Source organism: Streptomyces sp. NPDC044063 (assembly GCF_056434285.1).
Map to the genome: position 1 here is coordinate 15804 of NZ_JBWKFM010000021.1, position 20271 is coordinate 36074.

The 20271-nt window shown below is 75.1% G+C and carries 20 protein-coding genes; 7 read left to right on the forward strand and 13 right to left on the reverse strand.

Annotation, left to right across the window (positions count from 1 at the left end):
* Positions 1-121: 121 nt before the first annotated feature.
* Positions 122-4201, forward strand: a complete 4080-nt coding sequence (locus AC07BS_RS23885; RefSeq protein ID WP_478934365.1) for a response regulator — start codon at positions 122-124, stop codon at positions 4199-4201.
* Positions 4202-4243: 42 nt separating this feature from the next.
* Here the strand turns inward: AC07BS_RS23885 and AC07BS_RS23890 are convergent, their stop codons facing one another.
* A complete protein-coding gene (locus AC07BS_RS23890) occupies positions 4244-4843 on the reverse strand; it encodes a TetR/AcrR family transcriptional regulator (RefSeq protein ID WP_478645412.1) in 600 nt (199 codons plus the stop codon).
* A gap of 92 nt (positions 4844-4935) precedes the next feature.
* Here AC07BS_RS23890 and AC07BS_RS23895 point away from each other — a divergent pair, with 92 nt between their 5' ends.
* Positions 4936-6213 carry an MFS transporter gene (locus AC07BS_RS23895; protein WP_478934367.1) on the forward strand — a complete coding sequence of 426 codons (1278 nt, stop codon included), beginning with the start codon at positions 4936-4938 and terminating at the stop codon, positions 6211-6213.
* Positions 6214-6377: 164 nt separating this feature from the next.
* Positions 6378-6854, forward strand: a complete 477-nt coding sequence (locus AC07BS_RS23900; RefSeq protein ID WP_478934369.1) for a nuclear transport factor 2 family protein — start codon at positions 6378-6380, stop codon at positions 6852-6854.
* 20 nt (positions 6855-6874) lie between these two features.
* Here AC07BS_RS23900 and AC07BS_RS23905 read toward each other — a convergent pair whose 3' ends face one another.
* A complete protein-coding gene (locus AC07BS_RS23905; protein ID WP_478645404.1) occupies positions 6875-7303 on the reverse strand; it encodes an ester cyclase in 429 nt (142 codons plus the stop codon).
* A gap of 105 nt (positions 7304-7408) precedes the next feature.
* Between AC07BS_RS23905 and AC07BS_RS23910 the strand changes: the two genes are divergently transcribed.
* Positions 7409-8056 (forward strand): TetR/AcrR family transcriptional regulator, encoded by a 648-nt coding sequence (locus AC07BS_RS23910; protein ID WP_478934372.1) that lies wholly within the window; start codon positions 7409-7411, stop codon positions 8054-8056.
* Positions 8057-8227: 171 nt separating this feature from the next.
* On the forward strand, positions 8228-8689 hold the full coding sequence (locus tag AC07BS_RS23915) for a carboxymuconolactone decarboxylase family protein (protein ID WP_478645399.1): 462 nt from the start codon (positions 8228-8230) through the stop codon (positions 8687-8689).
* Positions 8690-8794: 105 nt separating this feature from the next.
* On the opposite strand, the gene AC07BS_RS23920 is transcribed toward AC07BS_RS23915, so the two are convergent.
* The 5 genes from AC07BS_RS23920 to AC07BS_RS23940 all read right to left on the reverse strand — a co-directional run bounded on the left by AC07BS_RS23920 (position 8795) and on the right by AC07BS_RS23940 (position 12356).
* On the reverse strand, positions 8795-9526 hold the full coding sequence (locus AC07BS_RS23920; protein ID WP_478645396.1) for a 3-oxoacyl-ACP reductase family protein: 732 nt from the start codon (positions 9524-9526) through the stop codon (positions 8795-8797).
* 140 nt (positions 9527-9666) lie between these two features.
* Positions 9667-10083: a lasso peptide biosynthesis B2 protein gene (locus AC07BS_RS23925; RefSeq protein ID WP_478645394.1), complete on the reverse strand. Its 417-nt coding sequence runs from the start codon at positions 10081-10083 to the stop codon at positions 9667-9669.
* Positions 10080-10340, reverse strand: a complete 261-nt coding sequence (locus AC07BS_RS23930; RefSeq protein WP_478645391.1) for a lasso peptide biosynthesis PqqD family chaperone — start codon at positions 10338-10340, stop codon at positions 10080-10082. Before AC07BS_RS23930 ends, AC07BS_RS23925 begins: the two co-directional genes overlap by 4 nt.
* A complete protein-coding gene (locus AC07BS_RS23935) occupies positions 10337-12184 on the reverse strand; it encodes an asparagine synthase-related protein (RefSeq protein ID WP_478934375.1) in 1848 nt (615 codons plus the stop codon). The genes AC07BS_RS23930 and AC07BS_RS23935 overlap by 4 nt, the downstream gene beginning before the upstream one ends.
* Positions 12185-12206: 22 nt before the next feature.
* The gene (locus tag AC07BS_RS23940; RefSeq protein ID WP_478645385.1) at positions 12207-12356 is read right to left on the reverse strand and encodes a lasso RiPP family leader peptide-containing protein; all 150 of its coding nucleotides are present in this window, start codon (positions 12354-12356) and stop codon (positions 12207-12209) included.
* Positions 12357-12590: 234 nt separating this feature from the next.
* Here AC07BS_RS23940 and AC07BS_RS23945 point away from each other — a divergent pair, with 234 nt between their 5' ends.
* Positions 12591-14246, forward strand: a complete 1656-nt coding sequence (locus tag AC07BS_RS23945) for a long-chain fatty acid--CoA ligase (protein ID WP_478645382.1) — start codon at positions 12591-12593, stop codon at positions 14244-14246.
* 97 nt (positions 14247-14343) lie between these two features.
* Here the strand turns inward: AC07BS_RS23945 and AC07BS_RS23950 are convergent, their stop codons facing one another.
* The 6 genes from AC07BS_RS23950 to AC07BS_RS23975 all read right to left on the reverse strand — a co-directional run bounded on the left by AC07BS_RS23950 (position 14344) and on the right by AC07BS_RS23975 (position 18938).
* Complete coding sequence (locus AC07BS_RS23950) at positions 14344-14886, reverse strand: SigE family RNA polymerase sigma factor (protein ID WP_478645379.1); 543 nt, start codon at positions 14884-14886, stop codon at positions 14344-14346.
* A gap of 117 nt (positions 14887-15003) precedes the next feature.
* Entirely contained in the window at positions 15004-15846 is an 843-nt protein-coding gene (locus AC07BS_RS23955; RefSeq protein ID WP_478645377.1) for a DUF1906 domain-containing protein, read from the reverse strand.
* Positions 15847-15900: 54 nt separating this feature from the next.
* Positions 15901-17064: a lipid-transfer protein gene (locus tag AC07BS_RS23960; RefSeq protein WP_478934379.1), complete on the reverse strand. Its 1164-nt coding sequence runs from the start codon at positions 17062-17064 to the stop codon at positions 15901-15903.
* Positions 17061-17516 (reverse strand): MaoC/PaaZ C-terminal domain-containing protein, encoded by a 456-nt coding sequence (locus AC07BS_RS23965; RefSeq protein WP_478645371.1) that lies wholly within the window; start codon positions 17514-17516, stop codon positions 17061-17063. Before AC07BS_RS23965 ends, AC07BS_RS23960 begins: the two co-directional genes overlap by 4 nt.
* A complete protein-coding gene (locus AC07BS_RS23970) occupies positions 17513-18469 on the reverse strand; it encodes a bifunctional MaoC family dehydratase N-terminal/OB-fold nucleic acid binding domain-containing protein (protein WP_478934381.1) in 957 nt (318 codons plus the stop codon). The genes AC07BS_RS23965 and AC07BS_RS23970 overlap by 4 nt, the downstream gene beginning before the upstream one ends.
* Positions 18470-18626: 157 nt before the next feature.
* Positions 18627-18938: a hypothetical protein gene (locus AC07BS_RS23975; protein ID WP_478645366.1), complete on the reverse strand. Its 312-nt coding sequence runs from the start codon at positions 18936-18938 to the stop codon at positions 18627-18629.
* A gap of 609 nt (positions 18939-19547) precedes the next feature.
* On the opposite strand from AC07BS_RS23975, the gene AC07BS_RS23980 reads away from it, so the two are divergent.
* Positions 19548-20207, forward strand: coding sequence for a GGDEF domain-containing protein (locus AC07BS_RS23980; protein ID WP_478934384.1), 660 nt, complete (start codon positions 19548-19550; stop codon positions 20205-20207).
* The last annotated feature ends 64 nt before the right edge of the window (positions 20208-20271 follow it).

The following is a 20271-nucleotide window of genomic DNA, read 5'->3' on the forward strand; positions in this document are numbered from 1 at the left end:
TCGTCGGCAGTGGCGCCCGCATCGCCAGCCCGTAGACTTCCCCTCGATGACACGCCGAGGGGCGGCAGGAAACCGCCCCCAGCGGTCGGCACCATGCGGTAACCAGGGAGGAAGCGTCGTCGTGAGCAGCAGGCCATCCCGAGGCGCTGCTCGCCTCGCAGCCATACTCGACGCCCTGCCCGACGCGCTGTTGCTCGTCAACTGCAACGGCACGGTCGTCAACGCCAACCACATCGCGCTCGAGACCTTCGAGGTGCCCGGCACCGGTCTCGTCGGGCGCGGCCTGCTCGACCTGCTGCCGGAGTTCGACTCCCGGCGCATCCCGGGCGGCCTCCGCCCGCCGCGCGACGACCCGGACGGCGGCCGCACCCGGCCCACCCGGATGATCGCCCGGCGGACCGACGGCACCCAGTTCCCGGTCGAGGTCACCAGCGCCAATCTCGACGGCCGTACGCCGTACGCCGAGCCGAGCGCCTCCTACGACGACGAGCTGCTGATGCTCGTCGTGCGCGACCTCACCGGCACCATGGACACCGAGGCCGAACTCGCCCGCTCCCAGCGCCAGACGGAGATGATCCTGCGCGCGGCCTCCGAGGGCGTCGTCGGCGTGGACACCGCCGGCAAGGTCGTCCTGGTCAACCCCTCCGCCGCGCAGATCCTCGGCTACCGCGCCAGCGACCTCGGCGGCCGCGAGCTGCACCCCCTCATCCACCACTCCCGGGCGGACGGCACGCCGTTCCCGTACGAGGAGTCGCCCATCGCCGACACGCTGCGCTCCGGGCGCAAGCACCGCGTGCGCGGCCAGGTGCTGTGGGCCAAGGACGGCCGGGCCGTACCGGTCGACCTGACGACGGCCCCGGTGCGTGACGGCGACCAGCTCGTGGGCGCGGTGATGACCTTCACCGACCGGCGTCCCTACGACGCCCTGGCCGCGCGGCACGCGCAGCTGGTGGCCGTGCTGGACGAGTCCCTGCGCGGGCCGCTGGACCAACTCCGTGCCGAGCTGGGCACCCTGGCGGACGACCCGGCCGGGCAGCTGTGGCCCGAGGCCAACCAGATCCTCCACCACCTGGCCGCCGGATATGCCCGGATGACCACCCTTGTCGACAATGTGCTGGCTTATCAGCGACTGGACGCGGGACAGGACAAGCTCTCCCGCGAGAAGGTCGCGCTCGACGAGGTCGTGGCCGCCGGTGTCGACGGCGCGGTCGAGCTGATCGGCCCCGGGCGGGCGCAGTTCGCCGTGCACGCCCCGGCGATCGAGGCCGAGGTGGACCCCGAGCGGTTCGCCCAGGCGCTCGCGCATCTGATCGCGGACGTCGCCGGAGTCGACTCCACGGGTTCCACTTCCGCTTCCGTTTCCGCCGCCGGCAGGGCCTCGGCCATAGGCGACTCGACGATCGTGGTCGCGGCGGCGCAGCGCGGCGAGGTCGTCCGCATCGAGGTGCGCGGCCCCTACCCGGGCGGCGACCCGGTGCACGGCCCCCTGGTGCGCGGCATCGTGCGCCGGCACGGCGGCGTGCTCCAGACCCACGAGGTGCCGGGCGCTTCGGGCGGGCAGGCGTACGTCCTCGAAGTGCCGGTGTCGGCGGAGGCCGGGCCCGTCCCGCCGTCCGCGGAGCGGCGCGGTCCGGACACCGAGAACCTGACGACCGTCATGCCGATGCCCACCCAGCGCGGCCGGGGCACCAGCCCCGACGCGGCGGCCCCGGAGGGCCCCGCGCAGAGCGGCGGCCGCCGGCGGGCCGGGGCACCGGCCGAGGGCGGCGCCCCGGGTGCCGCCGCGCCGTCCGGCGCCGAACCGGCCGGGCCCGCCGCGCCCGTCGGCCCGGGCCCGGAGGGCGGTACGGACGCGGCCGCCCCCGTACCGCAGCCCACCGGGCGCCGGCGGGGTCCCGCGCGCGCCGATGAGGGGTCCGCCGACGACACCGCGGCCGGCCGCCCCGGCACCGGCCTGGTGCCGCCCCAGCCCACCGGAACCGCCCCGACCGGGCGCCGGGCGCGCCGCGAGGCCGCGTCGGCCGCGGCCGCCGAGGGCCCCGAGGCGGCCCGCACCGCGTTCGCCCTGCCGCCCGCCGACGCCGACCGCGCCGCGGGCTCCCCCGAGGCCGCCGGCCGTCCGACGGGCCGCCGCGCGCGACGCGCCGTCGCCGAGGCGGAGCACCAGATCCCCGGCCAGATCCCGGGCCAGATCCCGGGCCAGGCGACCGACGAACCGGCCGTGCCGCGCACGGCCTTCGCCCTGCCCCCGGCGGACGCGGACCGCGCCCCGGGGACGGACGACGACGGCGGTGGCGGTGGCGAGCGGGGCCCGCGGAACGCCCCCGCGGCGCCGCCGGTACCGCAGGCGCCGCCGGTACCGCAGGCGCCGCCGGTACCGCAGGCGCCGCCGGTCCCGCAGGCGCCGCCGATGCCGGTGGCTCCGCCGGCCGCCCGACCTGTTCAGCCCGTCCCGCCGGTTCCCCCGGTGCAGCCGGTGCAGCCGGTGCAGCCGGTCCCGCCGGTGCAGCCGGTCCCGCCGGTGCAGCCCGTTCAGGACCCCCGGCCCTCCAGTCCGGTTCCGATTCCGGTTCCGGTTCCGTCCCCGGCTCCGGTCGCCGTTCCGCCGCAGGGCGGTGCGGGTGCCCCCGGCGGCGACGGTGGCGCGTACGGCCGGGGCGGCGAGGCCGGCCCGGACGGGCCCCGGCCCGAGGCCGCCGGCCCGGCCATCGCCATGGGCCCGGCACCGGTGCGAGCCCCCGGCGGTCCCGGGAACGGTCCTGACGCGGCCGTCGGTCACAGTGGCCCCGCCGGCCAGGACGTGGGCCCCGCGGGCCCGTACCCCGCGCGCGACCACCGGCCGGACGGCCCGACCGCGTCCGCCCCGCGTCCCGCCGGCGAGGCCTCGCCGGACGGCGCCGGGCCCGCCCCGGGCAACGCCGGTGCGGCACCGCACGTCCAGGAACGGAGCCAGGAGCAGGACCCGGGACAGAGCCGTGCCCAGGTTCAGGCCCAGGCCCAGCTCCGGACCCGGGCCGAGGCCCAGCCCGCCCCCGACGGGGAACCGGCGCAGCCGCCGGCGACCGGGCGGCGGCGGGCCCGCCGGGCACTCGCCGAGGAGCCGGGCGCGGCCGGTCAGGCGCCGGGCGCCGGACCGCGCGCGATCAGCGTGCGCACGCTGGGCCAGGGGCCCGGCGCGAACGACACCCCGCCGGGCGGTACGCCGACCGCCGGCTCCGGCCGGCGGCGCAGGCTGGCCAACCCCGCCGAGGGGGAGCGCGAGGCACAGGCCTTGGCGCAGGCCGCCCAGGCGCAGACCGCGGCCGCCGGTGCCGCGCGCCCGCATCCGCACCCGCAGCCGTTGCTGGGGGCGCCCGAGGTGCGCGCCTTCGCCATAGGGGCACCGGACGAGGGCGCCGAGGGGCCCGAGCCGCTCGACGGACCGAACAGCGCGGTCGAGGTCGTGGAGCCCGTACGGCCGCCGATGGACGACGAGTTGCCGCCCGAGCCGCTCGACAACCCGCGGCGGCTGCTCGTCTGGCCGGCGCCGGACGAGTCCACGGAGAAGGCCCTCACCGAGCGCGGCTACCGGCCGGTGATCGTGCAGTCGCGCGAGGAGGTGGACGAGCAGATCTCCGCGTCCCCCTCGGCGCTGTTCGTCGACCCGCTGACGGGCCCGATCACCCGCGCCGCGCTGCAGTCGCTGCGCGAGGCGGCGGGTACGGCCGGGGTGCCGGTCCTGCTGGCGGCGGGCCTGGGGCACGCGACGCGGGAGGCCGCGTACGGCGCGGACCCGGCCGTGCTGCTGAAGGCGCTGGCGCCGCGCGACAGCGAGATGCACCCGCCGCGGGTGCTGCTGGTCGAGGAGCACGAGCCGATCGCCAACGCCCTGACCGCGACCCTGGAGCGGCACGGCATGCACGTGGTGTGCGGGGCGACGGACTCGGAGGCCGTGACGCTCGCCGCGCAGACCAGCCCGAACCTCGTGATCATGGACCTGATGCAGGTGCGCCGCCGGCGCGCGGGCATCGTCGACTGGCTGCGCGGCAACGGTTCGCTGAGCCGTACGCCGCTGGTCGTCTACACCTCCGCCGACATCGACCCGGCCCAGCTGCCGCGGCTGGCCTCGGGCGAGACGGTGCTGTTCCTGGCGGAGCGGTCGACGAGCGCCGAGGTGCAGGGCCGGATCGTGGACCTGCTGGCGAAGATCGGCACGAACTGACGGCCGGAGGCCGTCGGTCCACGGTCGGCCGGCCGGTGCCGGTCAGGTCGCTTCCGGCCGGTCCGTGCCCGTGATGCGGCGTGCCGCCAGGCGTACGGACGCGCGCAGACGGGCGCGGTCCTCGTCGGTGTCGCCGACGAGGATGCGCCGCATCTGCGGCTGGACCGTCTGCCAGGAGGCGAGGGCGATCAGCATGAAGAGCAGGTCGGTGCCCGGGATGGTGGAGTCGATGATCCCCTTCTCCTGCGCCGCGGTGAAGGCGGCGGCCTTGCGGGCGTAGTGCCGCCGGCGCTCCTCCTCGCGCGGGATGCTCCCGGTGCCGTACTCCAGGCCCTCCCAGAAGACGAGCCGGATCAGCTCCGGGTTGGCGGCGTGGTACGCCATGAGGCGGTCGATCCAGCCGTCGACGTCCTCGGCGTCGACGGGGTGGGCGGCGGCGAGTTCGATCAGCCGCCGCTCCAGCACCTGGGAGAAGAGCTCCGCCTTGTTGCCGAAGTACGCGTAGATCAGCTGTTTGTTGGCGCATGCCTCGCGCGCGATGCGGTCCATGCGGGCACCGGCGATGCCGTGCGCGGCGAACTCCGCCGTCGCCGCCTCGAAGATGCGCGCCTTGGTGGCCTCGGGGTCCCTGACTGCTCCCATGCACCCAGCGTAACCAACTAACTGGTTGACAGGCGTGCGCGCGGTCTGGTTTTTTGTAACCAACCAGTTGGTTACAAGGGGGGCTCACGACCATGACCATCACCCGTCCGCATCAGGCGGAGAACGCGGCGGGCCCGGCGACAGGGCACGGAACGACGCCCGGGACGCCGGCCGCGGCGGCGGGCGCCGGGACCGGCCCCCGGCCCGGGACGCTGCTCGGCGTCATCGCCCTGTGCACGGCCGTCACCGCCGCCAACATCTACCTCGCGGCCCCGCTCCTGAGCCTGATCGCCCAGGAGTTCGGCGCCTCGACGTCGGCCGCCGGCTGGATCGCCTCCCTCTCCCAGCTCGGCTACGCCCTGGGCCTGCTGTTCTTCGCCCCGCTCGGCGACACCGCCGACCGGCGCCGCCTGGTCGCCGTCCTCTGCGGCGTCGCCGGCGCCGCCCTGGTCGCCGCCGCGCTCGCCCCCGGACTGCCCGCGCTGGCCGCCGCCGTGGTCGTGGCCTGCGCCGCCACGGTCGTGCCCCAGCTGCTCGTCCCCCTCGTCGCCGAGCGGGCGCCCGCCGACCGGCGGGGGCGGCACGTGGCGACCGTGGTGGCCGGCCTCTTCACGGGCATCGTCGCCGCACGCGTGGCCGGTGGGCTCGTCGGCCAGGCGTACGGCTGGCGCGTGGTGTTCTGGGGCGCCGCGGCGCTGACCGTCGCGATCGGCCTGGTGACCGCCCTCGTCCTCCCCGCCGAGCGGCGCCCGCGCGGCAGCGCCACCAACCCCTTCCGGACCATCGCCGGGCTGCCGCGCCTGATCGCCTCGTCGCCCGGGCTGCGCGCCGCGTGCCTCCGCCAGGGCGGCATCTTCGGCGCCTGGAGCGCCCTGTGGACCACGCTCACCCTGCTGCTCACCAGCACCACCGGCGCGTACCACTACTCCCCCGGCACGGCGGGCCTGTTCGGCCTCTTCGGTCTCGTCTCCACCGCCGTCGCGCCCGTCTCGGGCAGCCTCATCGACCACTTCGGCGCCGTGCGCGTCGTCACCGCCGCCTATCTGTCCGTGGCGGCGTCCCTGCCGTTCTTCCTGCTCGGCGGCGACCGCCTGTGGGCGCTGTGCGTGGCCGCCGTGCTCATCCACGCGGGCCTCATGGCCGGTCAGGTCGCCAACCAGACCCGCGCCCTGGGCGCCACGTCGAAGCCGGCCGTGGCCAACACCGCCTATGTCGTCTGCGGCTTCATCGGCGCCGCGAGCGCGTCGGCCGTCGCGGGCCCGGCGTTCGGCCAGTGGGGCTGGAGCGGCGTCTGCGCCATCGCCGCGGCGTGGGTCGCGGTGGGCTGGACCGCCGGCGCCTTCGCGGCCCGGCAGCGCGCCAAGGGCTGACCCCGCCCGCGTTTGGGCGCCGCGCCCGTCCCCGCTTGGGCGCCACGCCCGTCCGAATCGCGCCGTGCCCGCGTCGCGGGCGGGCTGCCAGCATGAGAGCCGCGCACGACGCAGGCGGCGCCGGCACCCGGCCGGGGCCCGCGAGCCCGAGGACGTGATCCGCCGTGGGCGACACCGAGGAGCGCCGCGCCCGGACCATCGCCGCCAACCTGGCCGTGGTCGCCGCGCACATGGAGCGCGAGGTGCGCGACCTCGACCGCGCGATGGAGCTCTACACCCCCGACGTGGTCTGGGAGGCGCCCGCCCGGGGCGTGGTCCTGCGCGGCAGGGAGCGCATCAAGGCCGCCTACCGCGAGCTGTTCGCGTCCCTGACCGTGGACCGCGCCACCGCGCTGCGCCGCGAGGCCACCGAGGACTGGGTCTTCGACGACCAACTGCTCCTCGTCACCCTGAGCGGTCGGCTGCCGGGCCTCGACCAGCCGCCCGGGGCGAAGCTCTCCGTGCGCAAGCTCGCCATGTTCCAGCTGCGGGCCGGGCTGATCTGCCGGGAGATCTCCCACGAGTGCTGGCGCCCGGCCGGTTCCGTCCTCGACCGCGACGACGTTCCGCCGGGGGTCGCCGACGCGCCGGGGGCGTCGTAGCCCCTCCGGAGGTCGTGGTGTCACGCGGCTTCGGGCCAGTCCCAGCCGAGCTGGAGGAAGAGGCCCAGGCGGTCGGAGACTCCGCGGATCTCACCGATGCGGCCGTCGCGGATCGTGAAGACGAAGATCGCCTCGTTCTCGAAGCGGCGACCGGTCGGCACCGGCATCCGGGGGTGGGCACCGGAGCTGACGCCGCTCTGGGTGATGCGGGCGACGACCTTGTCGCCCTCGGCGATGAGTTCGTCGACGCGGGCGTGGTACGGCGCGAGCGCGGTGAGCTGCTGCTCGATGGCGGCGAAGGCCGCGCCCGGCTCGTCCGGCTCGCCGTGAATGATCTTGTTGTGGTCGACCACGTCGCGGGCGAGGAAGTCGGCGAGGTCCGCCGTGCGGGCATCGTTGAGCGCGGCGAAGAACGCCGTGACCAGCTGCTTGTGGGTGTCGGTACGCATGCCCGGAAGACCTTTCCTTACGCCGTAAGAGTTCGCTGCGGGGTACTCTTTCCTTACGCTGTAAGAAAGTCAAGCGGCACAGGGCGCGAGGGACCGGGAGAAGCGATGAACACGACCGCCAGGCGGGCCGGACTGACCCGGGAGAAGGTGCTGCGCGCGGCCCTGGACCTGGTCGACCGCGACGGCGTCGAGAAGCTCTCCATGCGCCGCCTCGGCGCGGAACTGGGCGTCGAGGCCATGACGCTGTACCACTACGTGCCCAACAAGGCGGCCCTGCTCGACGGCCTCGTCGAGCAGGTGGTCTCCGCCGTCCGGCCGCGCTTCGATGCCGAGAGGGACGCCGCCGGGGACGCGGACGCGTGGCCCGGCCGGCTGCGGGAGTTCGCCGCGGCCTTCCGGGACGAACTGCTGCGCCACCCGGGCGTCATCCCGCTGGTCGCCACGCGCCCCGCGCGGTCGGCCGAGGCGCTGCGGGCCGTGGAGGACACCGCGGCCGCCCTGGGCGCGGCCGGCATCGGCCCCGTCCACGCGCTGCGGATCGTGAACGCCCTGTCCACCCTGGTGATCGGGCACTGCCTGGCCGAGGCCGCCTCCACGCCGGGGCACCCGGACGAGCCGGACGACGACCTCGACCTCTCGGCCTTCCCCACCCTGGCCGCGGCGGTGGCCGGCGGCCTTGGCACCCCCGCCGACCACCAGGCCCGCTTCGACCTGGCCCTGGACGCGCTGCTCGGTGGACTCCGGACGGCCTGACCCGCCGCCCGCAGCCGTCCCACCGGAGCCGCCGCGCCGGAACCGCCCCGCCGGAGCCGCCCCGAAAAAATCTCGCCCGTCCGTCACATCCGTGTCGCGCGCTCCGTCATGTCAGTGAACGGACGCGAACGGCGGTGCGGGAAGCACCGTCCACCAGACGGGAGAGACACCATGGAAGCTCGTATGACCAACCCCGCGATGGTCCTGCCCGACGCCATGAAGGGCATCCAGAACATCTACAAGGCCGCCGCCCAGGGCGGGGTCCCGCAGGCGACCCTGGAGCTCGTCCACCTGCGCGCCAGCCAGATCAACGGGTGCAGCGCCTGTGTGTACGGCGGTGTGCACAGCGCCAAGAAGGCCGGCGAGACCGACGAGCGCCTCCACTCCGTGGCGGTCTGGCGGGAGGCCCCCTTCTTCACCGACGCCGAGCGGGCGGCGCTCGACCTGGCCGAGCACGCCACCCGGCTCGCCGACCGCACCGGCCAGGCGGTGCCCGACGCCGTCTGGAACACGGCCACCGAGCACTTCGACGAGAAGCAGCTCTCCGCCATCCTCCTCATGATCGCGCTGACCAACTTCTTCAACCGCCTCAACGCGACCCTCCAGGAGCCGGCCGGCGCGACGTGGAGCTGACCGAAGCCCCCGGCCGCGGATCGAGCCGGGGATCGAGCCGGGGATCGAGCCGGGGATCGAGCCGGGGACCGGACCGGGGATCGAGCCGGGGATCGGGGCCGGGGATCAGGCCGCGTGGCCGCCGTCCACGGAGATCTCGGCGCCGGTGATGTAGCTCGCCTCGTCGCTCGCGAGGTGGGCGACGGTCGAGGCGATCTCCTCGGGAGTCCCGTACCGGCCGACCGCGGTCATCGCGCTCTGGGAGGCGGCGTACGGGCTGTCCGCCGGGTTCATGTCGGTGTCGACGGGGCCGGGGTGGACCACGTTGGCGGTGATGCCCCGCCCGCCGAGCTCCCGCGCGAGCGCCTTGGTCAGGCCCGTCAGGGCGGCCTTGCTCATGGCGTAGAGGGTGGCGCCGGGAGCGGGGACCCGCTGGGTCACACAGCTGCCTATGGTGATGATCCGCCCGCCCCGGGTCATGTGCGGAGCGGCGGCCTGGGCGGCCAGGAAGCTGCCGCGCACGTTCACCGCGAGCACCCGGTCGACGTCGGCCGGGGTGAAGCCCTCCATCGGGCCGAGCATGCCCAAGCCCGCGTTGTTGACCAGCACGTCCAGCCGGCCGAAGGCCTCCACGGTGCTCTCCACCGCGCCCACCGCGTCGGCCGCGTCCCCCGCGTCGGCCCTGATCGCCAGGGCGCGCCGGCCCTCCGCCTCGATCTTGCGGACCACCTCACGGGCCGCCGCCTCGTCGGACACATAGGTGATCACCACATCGGCGCCCTCCGCCGCCAGCCGTAGCGCGATCGCCGCGCCCATGCCCCGGCTGCCACCGGTCACCAGAGCCACCTTGCCGTTCATCGCGTTCTCCTCGGGTCGAACTTCGTTGCGCGTTCAATGAAACTGGCGCGAACGAGGCGTCGCTGGCGGAAATCGGTCCTCGCGTTCGGCCTCTCCCCGCCCTCCTGTCACCCTCCCAATACCCCGCCTCGCCCCACCCGTTACACCCCACCTCCCGGACCGACCACGAGAGTCGGCGTGTAGTACCCCGGCGGCTCGGCCTCGCCCACCGGGTGGCCCTCCGCCTCCACCCAGGCATGGGCCCGGAACGGGGACGTACGGACGCCCGTGCACCACGTGGGCCATACGCCGCGCAGGCGGCACAACAGCGCGACGGCCAGCGAGCGTTGGAGGCAGGCGCGGCCCGCGCAGCGGGTGCTGACGTGGACCACGGCCTCGCGCGCCGTACGGGCCTCGGCGAGGGTGGCCGGGGCCGCGCCGCGACGGACGCCGCGCAGCACGGCGCGGATGCGGCAGGGCGGCAGCAGGGCCAGCAACCGGGCGGCGGCGACGGCGAGATGGGCCCCGGCGCGGGTGCGCAGCGGCATCGGCTCCCAGAGCGCGGCGGGGGCGGTCATCGCTCGGCCAGCCGGGTCGTGCGGAGGGTGTCGATCAGGGATGTCACGTCCGCGACGGCCCGCGCCTCGGGGATGCCGTACCGCTCACGGAGGGCGCGCGCGGCGCCCTGGAGGCCGCCGCCGTCCAGGAGCACGCGCAGGACCAGGGCGCCGGTGGGGTTCAGCTGGTAGTAGCGGCCGCGGCGCTGGTCGAAGAGGACGGTGGCGTGTTCGGTCTCCGTGGCCGTCACATGGCGGCGGAGGGCGAACGCGGTCACGGGGACGCTCCTTCCCGGGGCCGGCCGGCGGGCAGGGTGCGCAGCCAGGCCTCGCAGGCGAGGGTCGGCTCCAGGGCGAGCAGCGGGGCCACGGTGGTGTGGGTGGCGCGGAGGGCGGCACGGACGGCGGCGTCGTCGACCAGCCCCAGCCGGGCCAGCTCCGAACCGTCGAACAGCCCCAGCAGCGTGCGGCGGTGGCGGCGCATGCCGTCCATGACGTCCTCGCCGTAGTGGCCCCGGGGCGTGCGGCCCAGGACGTCGTCGGGGACGAGGTCGCGCACGGCCTCGGCGAGGAGCGGCCCGCTGCCGCCGGGGGGCGCGCCGCGCTCGTGGGGGCGGACGGCGAGGGCGGCCTCGACGACGCGGTCGTCCAGATAGGGGGCGGCCAGGTCGACGCCGTGGGCGGCCATCAGGCGGGTGGCGTAGCCGGTCGCGGCGCCGGCGCGGCGGAGGGCGTCCAGGGCGCCATGGGCGCCGCGGTCGGGGGCGAGGGGCTCGTACGACGCGTCGGTGATCATCTCGTGCACGGCGTCGACGGCGTCGGCCGTGGCCCAGGGCGGCATCCGCAGCTCCGCCGTCCAGCCCAGCTGAGGATGGCGGGGGCGGGGCGGCGGGGCGGTCAGGCGCACCGCGCAGTGGGTGAGCCAGGCCGGGAAGCCCCGGGAATCGGCGACGGCCCGGCAGGTGGCGGCGAGGGACCAGCGGGTCAGGGCTCTTCGGCCGCGGATGCGGCGGAGGGCGGCGAGGGGGCGGGAGCGGGCGAGGGTGTGGAGATACGCGGCGGGGGGCGTGAACAGCTCGGCCGCGCCATGGGCGCACAGGTGGAGGCGGGAGCCCCGGGTGAGCAGCTGGCGCGCGGTGTGCTCCCCGCGGGCTCCGGCGCGGACGCGGTGCGGGGGCTCGGCGGGGAGGACGCCGGAGCCCCGGTCCAGCCCGGCGTAGAGGGCGGGGGCGCGGTCGTACGGGACCACCACGTGCTCCGCGCGGGGGAGGCGGGCGGAGACGCGGCGGGTCCAGGGGGTGTCGTCGCCGGCGGGGTCGAGGCGGGCGGTGCGGAGGGTGATGAGGCGGTGGTCCCCGGAGGCGGCGAGGTGGGCCAGGACTGCGGAGTCCATGCCGCCGGCGAGGGCGACGGCGACGGCGGACCCCTCGCCGCCGGGCAGGCCGCGCACCCGGGCGCGGACCGCCTCGGCCAGGGCGTCGCGCACGGCGGGGGCGCCCTCGCCGAGGGACAGCTCCGGCTCGGGCGGGGTCCACCAGCGGACCGTACGGGCGGTGCCGTCGGGCTCGATGGCCAGATAGCTGCCGGGCGGGACGGCGTCGACGCCGCACCACGGCGTGCGCTCCCGGAGCGGATGGGGCACGAAGGGGGACAACAGGCGGAGGCCGACGAGGCGTTCGTCGACGGAGGCGCCGGCCGTCGAGGAGAGGGCGTCGGGGCGGTCGGCGGCGACGGTGACCCCGGCGATCCGCGCGCGATAGACCGAGCGGACGCCGGCCACCCCGCCCTGCACCCGCACCCGGCCGCCGACGGAGGCCATCAGATGGGCGCTGCCGCGCAGGCGGACGGCGAGGTCGTCGAGGCCGGAGACGGCGGTCAACCGGGCGGCGAAGGCGGCCAGCTCGGCGGTGGTGAGCGGACAGCAGCCGGCGACGACGACGCGGGTGCGGCCGGCGGTGGCGACCTTGACCGCGTCGGCGGGCCAGCGGCCCAGCAGCCAGGGGCGCCCGGAGGCGTGATTGACGACCCGGGGACCGGGGGCCGGCACGGCGGCCGCCGCGGCGCTGCCCGCGGCGCTGTCGGGCAGCGCGACGAACGACACGTCGGGGGAGTCGGAGGTCATGACGGACACGGGTCGCCGCCGCTCAGTCGTCCAGGCCGGGGAGCGCCTCGGGGTCGGTGTCGCCGCCGCCGAGGGTGAGCTCGGCGAAGGAGCCGACCTCGACGAGCTCCGGGGGGTCGTAGTCGAGGGCGTCGACGACGTCCTGGGGGATGGCGTCCACTGGCTGTTCCATGGCAATCACTCTACGTAATCGACTGATTACGCGACAACACGAGCCGGGGGCGCGCGGGGTCTCGGCGCTCACCACGGCGAACGCCGCGCGCCCCCCGGCGCCCGTACGCCCAGGGCGTACGACCGCGAAGTGTGGCGGACTCGTTTCGTCCGGCTAGTGACTTACCAGCGGATACCCCAGCACAATCGCCGGGAACTATGTCGCGTTCCCGCGCGCGGACTTGGGAGGCCACCGGTGCAGAGCACGATGCAGGACGTCCCGCTGACCGTCACCCGGATCCTGGCCCATGGGTCCCGGGTCCACGGCGGTGCGCAGGTCACCACCTGGACGGGGGACGGGGCGGCGCCGCAGCGCCGCACGTTCGCCGAGGTCGGCGGCCGCGCCGTCCAACTGGCGCACGCCCTGCGCGCCCTCGGCGTGGCCGAGGGCGACCCCGTCGGCACGCTCATGTGGAACAACGGCGACCACCTGGAGGCCTACCTCGCCGTCCCCTCCATGGGCGCCGTGCTCCACACCCTCAACCTCCGGCTGCCCCCCGAGCAGCTGGCCTGGATCGTCCGGCACGCCGCCGACCGCGTCGTCATCGTCAGCGGCTCGCTGCTCCCGCTCTTCGCGCCCCTCCTGCCGCACCTGGACTGCGTCGAGCACGTGATCGTCTCCGGCCCCGGCGACACCTCCGTCCTGGAGGGCCTGCGCCCCGAGGTGCACGACTACGAGCGGCTGCTCGACGGCCGGCCCGCCGACCACTACGCCTGGCCGGAGATCGACGAGCGCCAGGCCGCCGCCCTCTGCTACACCTCCGGCACGACCGGCGAGCCCAAGGGCGTGGTCTACAGCCACCGTTCGATCTATCTCCACGCGATGGAGGTCTGCGCGCCCACCTCCTTCGGCCTGACGCCGGGCGACGTCTGCCTGCCCGTCGTACCGATGTTCCACGTCAACGCCTGGGGCCTGCCGCACGCCGCCTTCATGGCCGGCACCTCCCTGCTGATGCCCGACCGCTTCCTGCAGCCGGCGCCGCTGGCCGAGCTGATCGAGGCGGAGCGCCCCACGGTGACCGCCGGTGTGCCGACCATCTGGCAGGGCCTGCTCGGCGAGCTGGACGCCAGGCCGCGCGACGTGTCGTCCCTGCGGACCGTCGTCAGCGGCGGCTCGGCCTGCCCGCCCGCTCTGATGAAGGCCTTCGAGGAACGCCACGGACTCACCGTCGTCCAGGCGTGGGGCATGACCGAGACCTCGCCGGTGGGCACCGTGGCCTACCCGCCCGCCGGGCTGAGCCCCGAGGAGGAGTGGCCGTACCGCGTCACCCAGGGGCGGATGCCCGTCGGGGTGGAGGCCCGGCTGATCGGCCCGCGCGGCGAGGTGCTGCCCTGGGACGGGACGTCGGCGGGCGAGCTGGAGGTCCGCGGGCCGTGGATCGCCGCCGCCTACCACGGCGGCGCGGGCAGCGAGCCGTACCGCCCCGAGGACAAGTTCAGCCCCGACGGCTGGCTGCGCACCGGCGACGTCGGCACGATCACCCCGAACGGCTTCCTGACCCTGACCGACCGCGCCAAGGACGTCATCAAGTCCGGCGGCGAGTGGATCTCCTCCGTCGAGCTGGAGAACCACCTCATGGCCCACCCTGAGGTCGCCGAGGCCGCCGTCGTGGCCGTGCCCGACGAGAAGTGGGGCGAGCGGCCCCTGGCCGCCGTCGTCCTCCGCGACGGCTACGCCGTCGACTACGAGTCCCTGCGCGCCTTCCTCGGCGAGCGCGTCGCCCGCTGGCAGCTCCCGGAGCGCTGGGTGCTCGTGCCGGCGATCCCCAAGACGTCGGTCGGCAAGTTCGACAAGAAGGTGCTGCGCAAGCAGTACGCGGACGGCGAGCTGGTCGTCACCACGCTGGGCTGAAAGGCGTCACGAGACCGCTGGGAACCGTCACGAGACCCCTGGGAACCGTCACGAGACCCCTGGGTGCCGTCACGGGACCGAGGAGCCGCCGGGGCCGTCACGCCGCCTCGGCCAGCTCCGGGTCCTCGCGCAGCTTGCCCAGGGCCCGGGAGACGGCGCTCTTGACCGTGCCCACGGAGACGCCGAGCAGCTCGGCGGTCTGCGCCTCGGTGAGGTCCTCGTAATACCTGAGGACGACCATGGCCCGCTGACGGTCGGGGAGCCGGTGCACCGCCCGCCACATGGCGTCGCGCAGCGCCTGGGCCTCCGCGGGGTCGGTGGGGTGGGCCGGCTCGCGCTCGGGGAGCTCGTCGCAGGGGAACTCGTCGACGCGGCGCTTGCGCCACTGGGAGGTGCGGGTGTTGACCAGCGCGCGGCGGACGTAGCCGTCCAGCGCGCGGTGGTCCTCGATGCGGTCCCAGGCCAGATAGGTCTTGGTCAGGGCCGTCTGCAGCAGATCCTCGGCGTCGCACGGGTTCGCGGTCAGGGAGCGGGCGGTGCGCTGCAGCGCCTGTCCGCGGGCCCGTACGTACGTGGAGAACGACGGGTACACGGCGGCGGTGGAGGCGCTGACGCACACAGACGTCGTGGTTGCTGTCATGTCTCCACGCTAGGAGCGGGCGACCGCCCGGCGGATCGGCCGGAGGTGCCGAAGAACCGTCCCCCTCAGGTCGTACCCGGGGGGACGGCCCCACCTCCCGGAGGGGGAGGGGGGAGGTCAGTCACGGATGACGGCCACCGGCGCGTCGACCAGGTTGCGGTCGATGGTCAGCTTCCGGCCGCCGTGGGTCTCGGTGACGTTCCCCGCGTACTGGTGGATGCGGCGGTGCGGCGACCAGGCGCCGGTGGACAGCACCCGCTCACGCTCCGTGGAGGCCGGGACGCGCCAGCGGGCGAACCACAGGATCTCCGGCAGGTCGTGCTCCCCCGCCCGCCGGGCGATCTCCATGTGGCGCACCCCGGAGGCGGCGCTGCTGTAGAAGCCGGGGATGTAGCCGTTGCGGCGGACCGTGGAGCTCCAGGCCTGGATGAAGGTCAGGGTGATGTCGGCACAGTCGTAGTCGCCGACGTCGTACGCCTCCATGTCGTAGTAGAGCGGGCTGCCCTTGCCGATGCCCAGTTCGGCGGCGCTGTGCACGGCCTCGTGGCCCTCGTCCACGCCCTGTCCCCAGGGGTCGTCGCCGATGGGGTAGCCCTCCTTGGAGGACGCGCCGACGCACGGCGACTGGGACCCGACGAAGACCGGGAGCACCCGCCAGCCCAGGTCGCGGGCGCCGGTCAGCCAGCGGTGGCTGAGGTAGCGCTGGTGGGGGCAGGCGCGGGCGCGGCCCGCGTAGTAGACGCCCACGGCTCCGTAGGACGTGGCCGCCCCCCAGGCGCCGAGCGTGGTGAGCGACGGGGCCTGACAGGTGTCGAAGCCCCGGCCCCGGTAGACGCTGGGGCCGGCCGCCTCGGGGGCCGGGCCGGACACGGCGGGGGCGGGCAGTGCGAGGACGACCACCTGGGCCAGCGCCGCCATCAGGGCGACGAGATATCCGATGATCTTCTTCCGTGGGTCCATACGGCCGAGTCAAGGTGCCGGAAGACCACCCCTATGGGATGACACGCCCTGGTTTCATCCGTCTGCGCCGAGAATGAGCCCCGAGGTGGGAACGCCGGTACCGGCGGTGACGAGCACGTGCCGGGCACCCGGCACCTGGTTCACGGCGGTGCCGCGCACCTGCCGGACCGCTTCCGCGATCCCGTTCATGCCGTGGAGGTACGCCTCCCCCAGCTGCCCGCCGTGGGTGTTGAGCGGCAGCGCGCCGGACGCCACGAAGTCCCCGCCCTCGCCGGGCCCGCAGAAACCGAACTCCTCCAGTTGCGTCAGCACGTACGGCGTGAAGTGGTCGTACAACACGGCCACGTCGATGTCCCCGGGGCGCAGGCCGGCGGCGGCCCACAGCCGCCGGGCGACGACGGCGCTCTCGGGCAGACCCGTCAGCCCGTCCCGGTAGTAGCTGGTCATCTGCTCCTGGGCGCGGCCGGCGCCCTGCGCGGCCGCGGTGATCACGGCGGGCGGATGCCGCAGCGTACGGGCCCGCTCGACGCCGGTGACCACCAGGGCCTGACCGCCGTCGGTCTCCTGGCAGCAGTCGAGCAGCCGCAGCGGCTCGGCGATCCAGCGGGACGCGGCGTGGTCGGCGAGGGTGATGGGACGGCCGTGGAAGTACGCGGCGGGGTTGGTCGCGGCGTGGCGGCGGGCGGTGACGGCGACGTGGCCGAAGACCTCGGGCCCGAGGCCGTACGCGTGGAGGTAGCGCCGGGCCGCCATGGCCACCCAGGAGGCGGGGGTGAGCAGACCGAACGGCATGCCCCAGCCGAGCGCGACCCCCTCGGCGGAGGGTTCACGCCGCGCCGTCCCGGCCCCGAAGCGGCGGCCGGAACGCTCGTTGAAGGCGCGGTAGCAGACCACGACCTCGGCGGCGCCGGTCGCGACGGCGAGGGCGGCCTGCTGGACGGTGGCGCAGGCGGCGCCGCCGCCGTAGTGGACCCGCGAGAAGAAGGACAGCTCGCCGATGCCGGCCGCCTGGGCGACGGTGATCTCGGGGCTGGTGTCCATGGTGAACGTGACCATGCCGTCGACGTCGCCGGGACCGAGCCCGGCGTCGGCGAGGGCGGCCCGTACGGCCTCGGCGGCCAGGGCGAGCTCGCTGCGGCCGGAGTCCTTGGTGAAGGCGGTCGCGCCGATGCCGACGACGGCGGCCCGTCCGCCGATGCCGGCGGCGAGGGCGCTCACGACGACGCCTCGGGGGCTTCCGGGGCCGGCGGGAGCGTGACGGTGACGGTGCCCGTGACGTGCCGGCCGCGGTCGCCGACCCCCACGACGGCGATCTCGGCGATGCGTTCGTCCGCACATATGGAGGTAATAGTTCCGGTCAACTCCAGCGTGTCGCCGGGGTGGTTGGGGGCGCCCAGCCGGATGGCGACCCGCCGCAGGACGGCGCCCGGACCGAGACGGTCGGTGACGTAGCGGCCGACGAGGCCGTTGGTGGTGAGGATGTTCATGAAGATGTCCGGGGCGCCCTTGGCCCGTGCGGCCTCGGCGTCATGGTGCACGTCCTGGTAGTCGCGGGACGCGATGGCCCCCGCGACGATCAGGGTGCGGGTGACAGGGACGACGAGCGGCTCCAGCGCGTCACCGGGGGCGAACACCGGCGGGTCGGCCGGGACGGGCCGTGCGGCCGTCATCGGGCCGCCTCCCCACCGGCGCGGAACAGCGGCAGCACCAGCCCGTCGTCCACCTGTACGAACTCCAGCGCGACGGCCATCCCCACCCGCACCTCCTCCGGCGCCACACCCGTGACGTTGCTGATCATCCTTACGCCCTCGGCCAGTTCGATCAGCCCGACCACGTACGGCGGGTCGAAGGCCGGGAAGGGCGGATGGTGCACGACGACGTACGAGAAGACCGTCCCGGCGCCCGAGGCCTCGACCGCCGACCAGGCAGGCGAACCGCAGCCGCCGCACCCCGGCAGCCAGGGGAAACGCGGGGTCCCGCAGGCGTCGCAGCGTTGCAGGAGCAGCTTGCGGGCGGCGACGCCCTCCCAGAAACCGGCGTTGTCGCGGTTGATCACGGGGCGCGGGCGCGGGGCGGGGGGTTCCACGGCCCGCTGTGGGGCCGCGGCTGCGGGCGCGTACCGGAAGACGCGGAACAGGTGCGTCCCGGCGAGCTCGCCGTTCGCGCGGATCTCCGTGCGCGTGGTGATGAAGTACCCCGTCCCCAGCCGGGTCGTCTTGCGGGGCGAGACGGACGCGATGACCTCGTCGTACGTGATCACGTCCCCGGGCCGCAGCGGTCGCAGGTACTCCTGCTCGCAGTCGGTGGCCACGACGGCGGTACAGCCCGCCGAACGCAGCAGGGACAGCAGGTCGTCGTAGGGGCGGGTGCGCCGCGCTGGACCGTCCGGGCCGCCGCCCAGGCCGGCGAGCGTCCAGGCCTGGAGCATGGTGGGCGGGGCGACGGCGTCCGGGCCGGTGTAGGCGGGGTTCGTGTCGCCCAGGGCCTCGCACCAGTGCCTGATCATCGCGGAGTTGACGGGATCGGGGCCGCGTCCGGACACGACGGCCGGACGACCCTCGTAGGACCTGAGACGCGCGTGGAGCTCGTGGAGTTCACGGGCGGGGTCGTCGTCGTCCCTCACACATCTGACTGTCCGTCAGGTACGCGCGGGTGTCAACGCCCTCAACACCGAACGGCGGCACCGGAGTGCCGCCGTTCGGTCCGTACAGACCCAGTCCACATCTCACCACGTCATCTGTGGGGCACCCCGGGGACGGGGCGGCCGCACAGGGCCCGGCTCACCAGAGCTGGGTGAAGGTGATCCGGATGTTGTCCTGGCGGATCATCGTATGGCCGGAGCCGTTGACGCTGGCGGTATTCGCCTGGTTCGTGGCATGCCTGCCGGTGGCCTGCTGCAGCGTGGTGGTGCTGTTGCCGTGGTTCTTGCCCGTGATGCCGCTGCCGACGATGCCGGCGGCGGCCGCGTTCGACCCCCGGTTGGCGAGCTGACCGCCGTCGTCGGCGGAGGCCACGCCCGAGAAGAGCAGGGCGGCCATCGGAAGGGCCACGAGAGCGGCGAAGGCGCGGGCGGCGGTGCGGATGCTTGCCATGTCGGTTCCTCCTTGAGAACTACCGGTTTCTGCCAGGAGGTTGGCCGACCGCCCCGGCGCTTCTTCGACGTCGCGCCTCCAGACTTGCCCACCGAATCTCCACCGAACCCCCAGCCCGTCCCCATTCCCTCGCAAGCATGATGTCCCGGACTTAAACCGCTTCCTCATAGAAAAGCCGCGCATCGGCCGCACCGGACCCCTCTCGACACCCTCCGGCCCCATGCGCACCACAAGGTGAACCGTTTCGGCAGAAAAGCGCGCCTCCGGCACCCGCCGGCTCCCGTTCCGCTCCCGCCCGCCGGAAACGGGGGACGTCCTTGCTTGACGGCCCGATCCACCGCTCGGTCCCAACGGGCGGTGGACCGGGCCGCCCCTCCGCTACTGGCGCCCCACGAGGCGCAGTTGACGCGGACGCACCAGGCGCCACCGAGGTCACGTGAATCACCGGGGCCCCAGGCCGACGGGACGACGGACCGGCCGGACCAGCGGCCAGCGGACCGACGGACCGACGGACCACGAGTCGACCGCACCACAGACAGCCCGGGCCCCCTGACCGCGAGGCGCCATCGACCACCCGACGACCGTCCTCGGCATCACAGGAAGGTACCGATGAACCTCATACTCCAGGCCCTCCCCGTCGCCGCTCCCACCCTCGGCTGGGCCGTGCACGCAGTCTTCCTGATCCGCCGGCTGCGCAGCGCCCGCACGGACCGGCTGACCGGGCTGATGCGGCGCGAGGAGTTCACCGCCCGCGCCCAGCGGGCGGTCCGGCACCCGCACACCGCTGTCCTGCTCCTGGACCTCAACGGCTTCAAGCAGATCAACGACACCCACGGGCACGAGGCGGGCGACCAGGTCATCGCGGCCGTCGGCCGTCGGCTGGGGGTCTGGAGCCGGGAGCGCGGCGGCTTCGCCGCGCGGCTGGGCGGGGACGAGTTCACGGCCCTGGTGCGCCTGGCACCCGACGCCGACGCGGACGCGGAGATGACCGGACTGTCGGCCAGGCTGTCGCGGCCCCTGGACGCGGGCCGCGTGACCCTGTCGCCGCGGGCCTCCATCGGCCTCTGTCACACCGCCTACCGGCCGGGCGCCGCGCTGTCCGACCTGCTGCGCGGCGCGGACGAGGCCATGTACGCGGCGAAGCGGTGCGGGGACCACTGGCGGCCCGCGGGGGCCACCGGTGCGCCCCGCACCGCTCACGGTCGTCGCACCGGGCGGCAGGGTCCCCACCTGACCCTGCTCACACCGGTGTGGCGGAAGGCGTCGTGACGGCTGCCCCAACAGCCGTGCCCGCCGGCTGCCCCAACAGCCGCGCGCCCGCCGGGCGGTTGGC

Bases quoted from the DNA above. Each gene is read 5' to 3' on its own strand.
- AC07BS_RS23890 (WP_478645412.1), bottom strand. From the start codon at position 4,843: ATGGGAGCAGTCAGGGACCCCGAGGCCACCAAGGCGCGCATCTTCGAG.
- AC07BS_RS23895 (WP_478934367.1), top strand. From the start codon at position 4,936: ATGACCATCACCCGTCCGCATCAGGCGGAGAACGCGGCGGGCCCGGCG.
- AC07BS_RS23905 (WP_478645404.1), bottom strand. From the start codon at position 7,303: ATGCGTACCGACACCCACAAGCAGCTGGTCACGGCGTTCTTCGCCGCG.
- AC07BS_RS23910 (WP_478934372.1), top strand. From the start codon at position 7,409: ATGAACACGACCGCCAGGCGGGCCGGACTGACCCGGGAGAAGGTGCTG.
- AC07BS_RS23915 (WP_478645399.1), top strand. From the start codon at position 8,228: ATGGAAGCTCGTATGACCAACCCCGCGATGGTCCTGCCCGACGCCATG.
- AC07BS_RS23920 (WP_478645396.1), bottom strand. From the start codon at position 9,526: ATGAACGGCAAGGTGGCTCTGGTGACCGGTGGCAGCCGGGGCATGGGC.
- AC07BS_RS23925 (WP_478645394.1), bottom strand. From the start codon at position 10,083: ATGACCGCCCCCGCCGCGCTCTGGGAGCCGATGCCGCTGCGCACCCGC.
- AC07BS_RS23935 (WP_478934375.1), bottom strand. From the start codon at position 12,184: ATGACCTCCGACTCCCCCGACGTGTCGTTCGTCGCGCTGCCCGACAGC.
- AC07BS_RS23940 (WP_478645385.1), bottom strand. From the start codon at position 12,356: ATGGAACAGCCAGTGGACGCCATCCCCCAGGACGTCGTCGACGCCCTC.
- AC07BS_RS23950 (WP_478645379.1), bottom strand. From the start codon at position 14,886: ATGACAGCAACCACGACGTCTGTGTGCGTCAGCGCCTCCACCGCCGCC.
- AC07BS_RS23955 (WP_478645377.1), bottom strand. From the start codon at position 15,846: ATGGACCCACGGAAGAAGATCATCGGATATCTCGTCGCCCTGATGGCG.
- AC07BS_RS23965 (WP_478645371.1), bottom strand. From the start codon at position 17,516: ATGACGGCCGCACGGCCCGTCCCGGCCGACCCGCCGGTGTTCGCCCCC.
- AC07BS_RS23975 (WP_478645366.1), bottom strand. From the start codon at position 18,938: ATGGCAAGCATCCGCACCGCCGCCCGCGCCTTCGCCGCTCTCGTGGCC.
- AC07BS_RS23980 (WP_478934384.1), top strand. From the start codon at position 19,548: ATGAACCTCATACTCCAGGCCCTCCCCGTCGCCGCTCCCACCCTCGGC.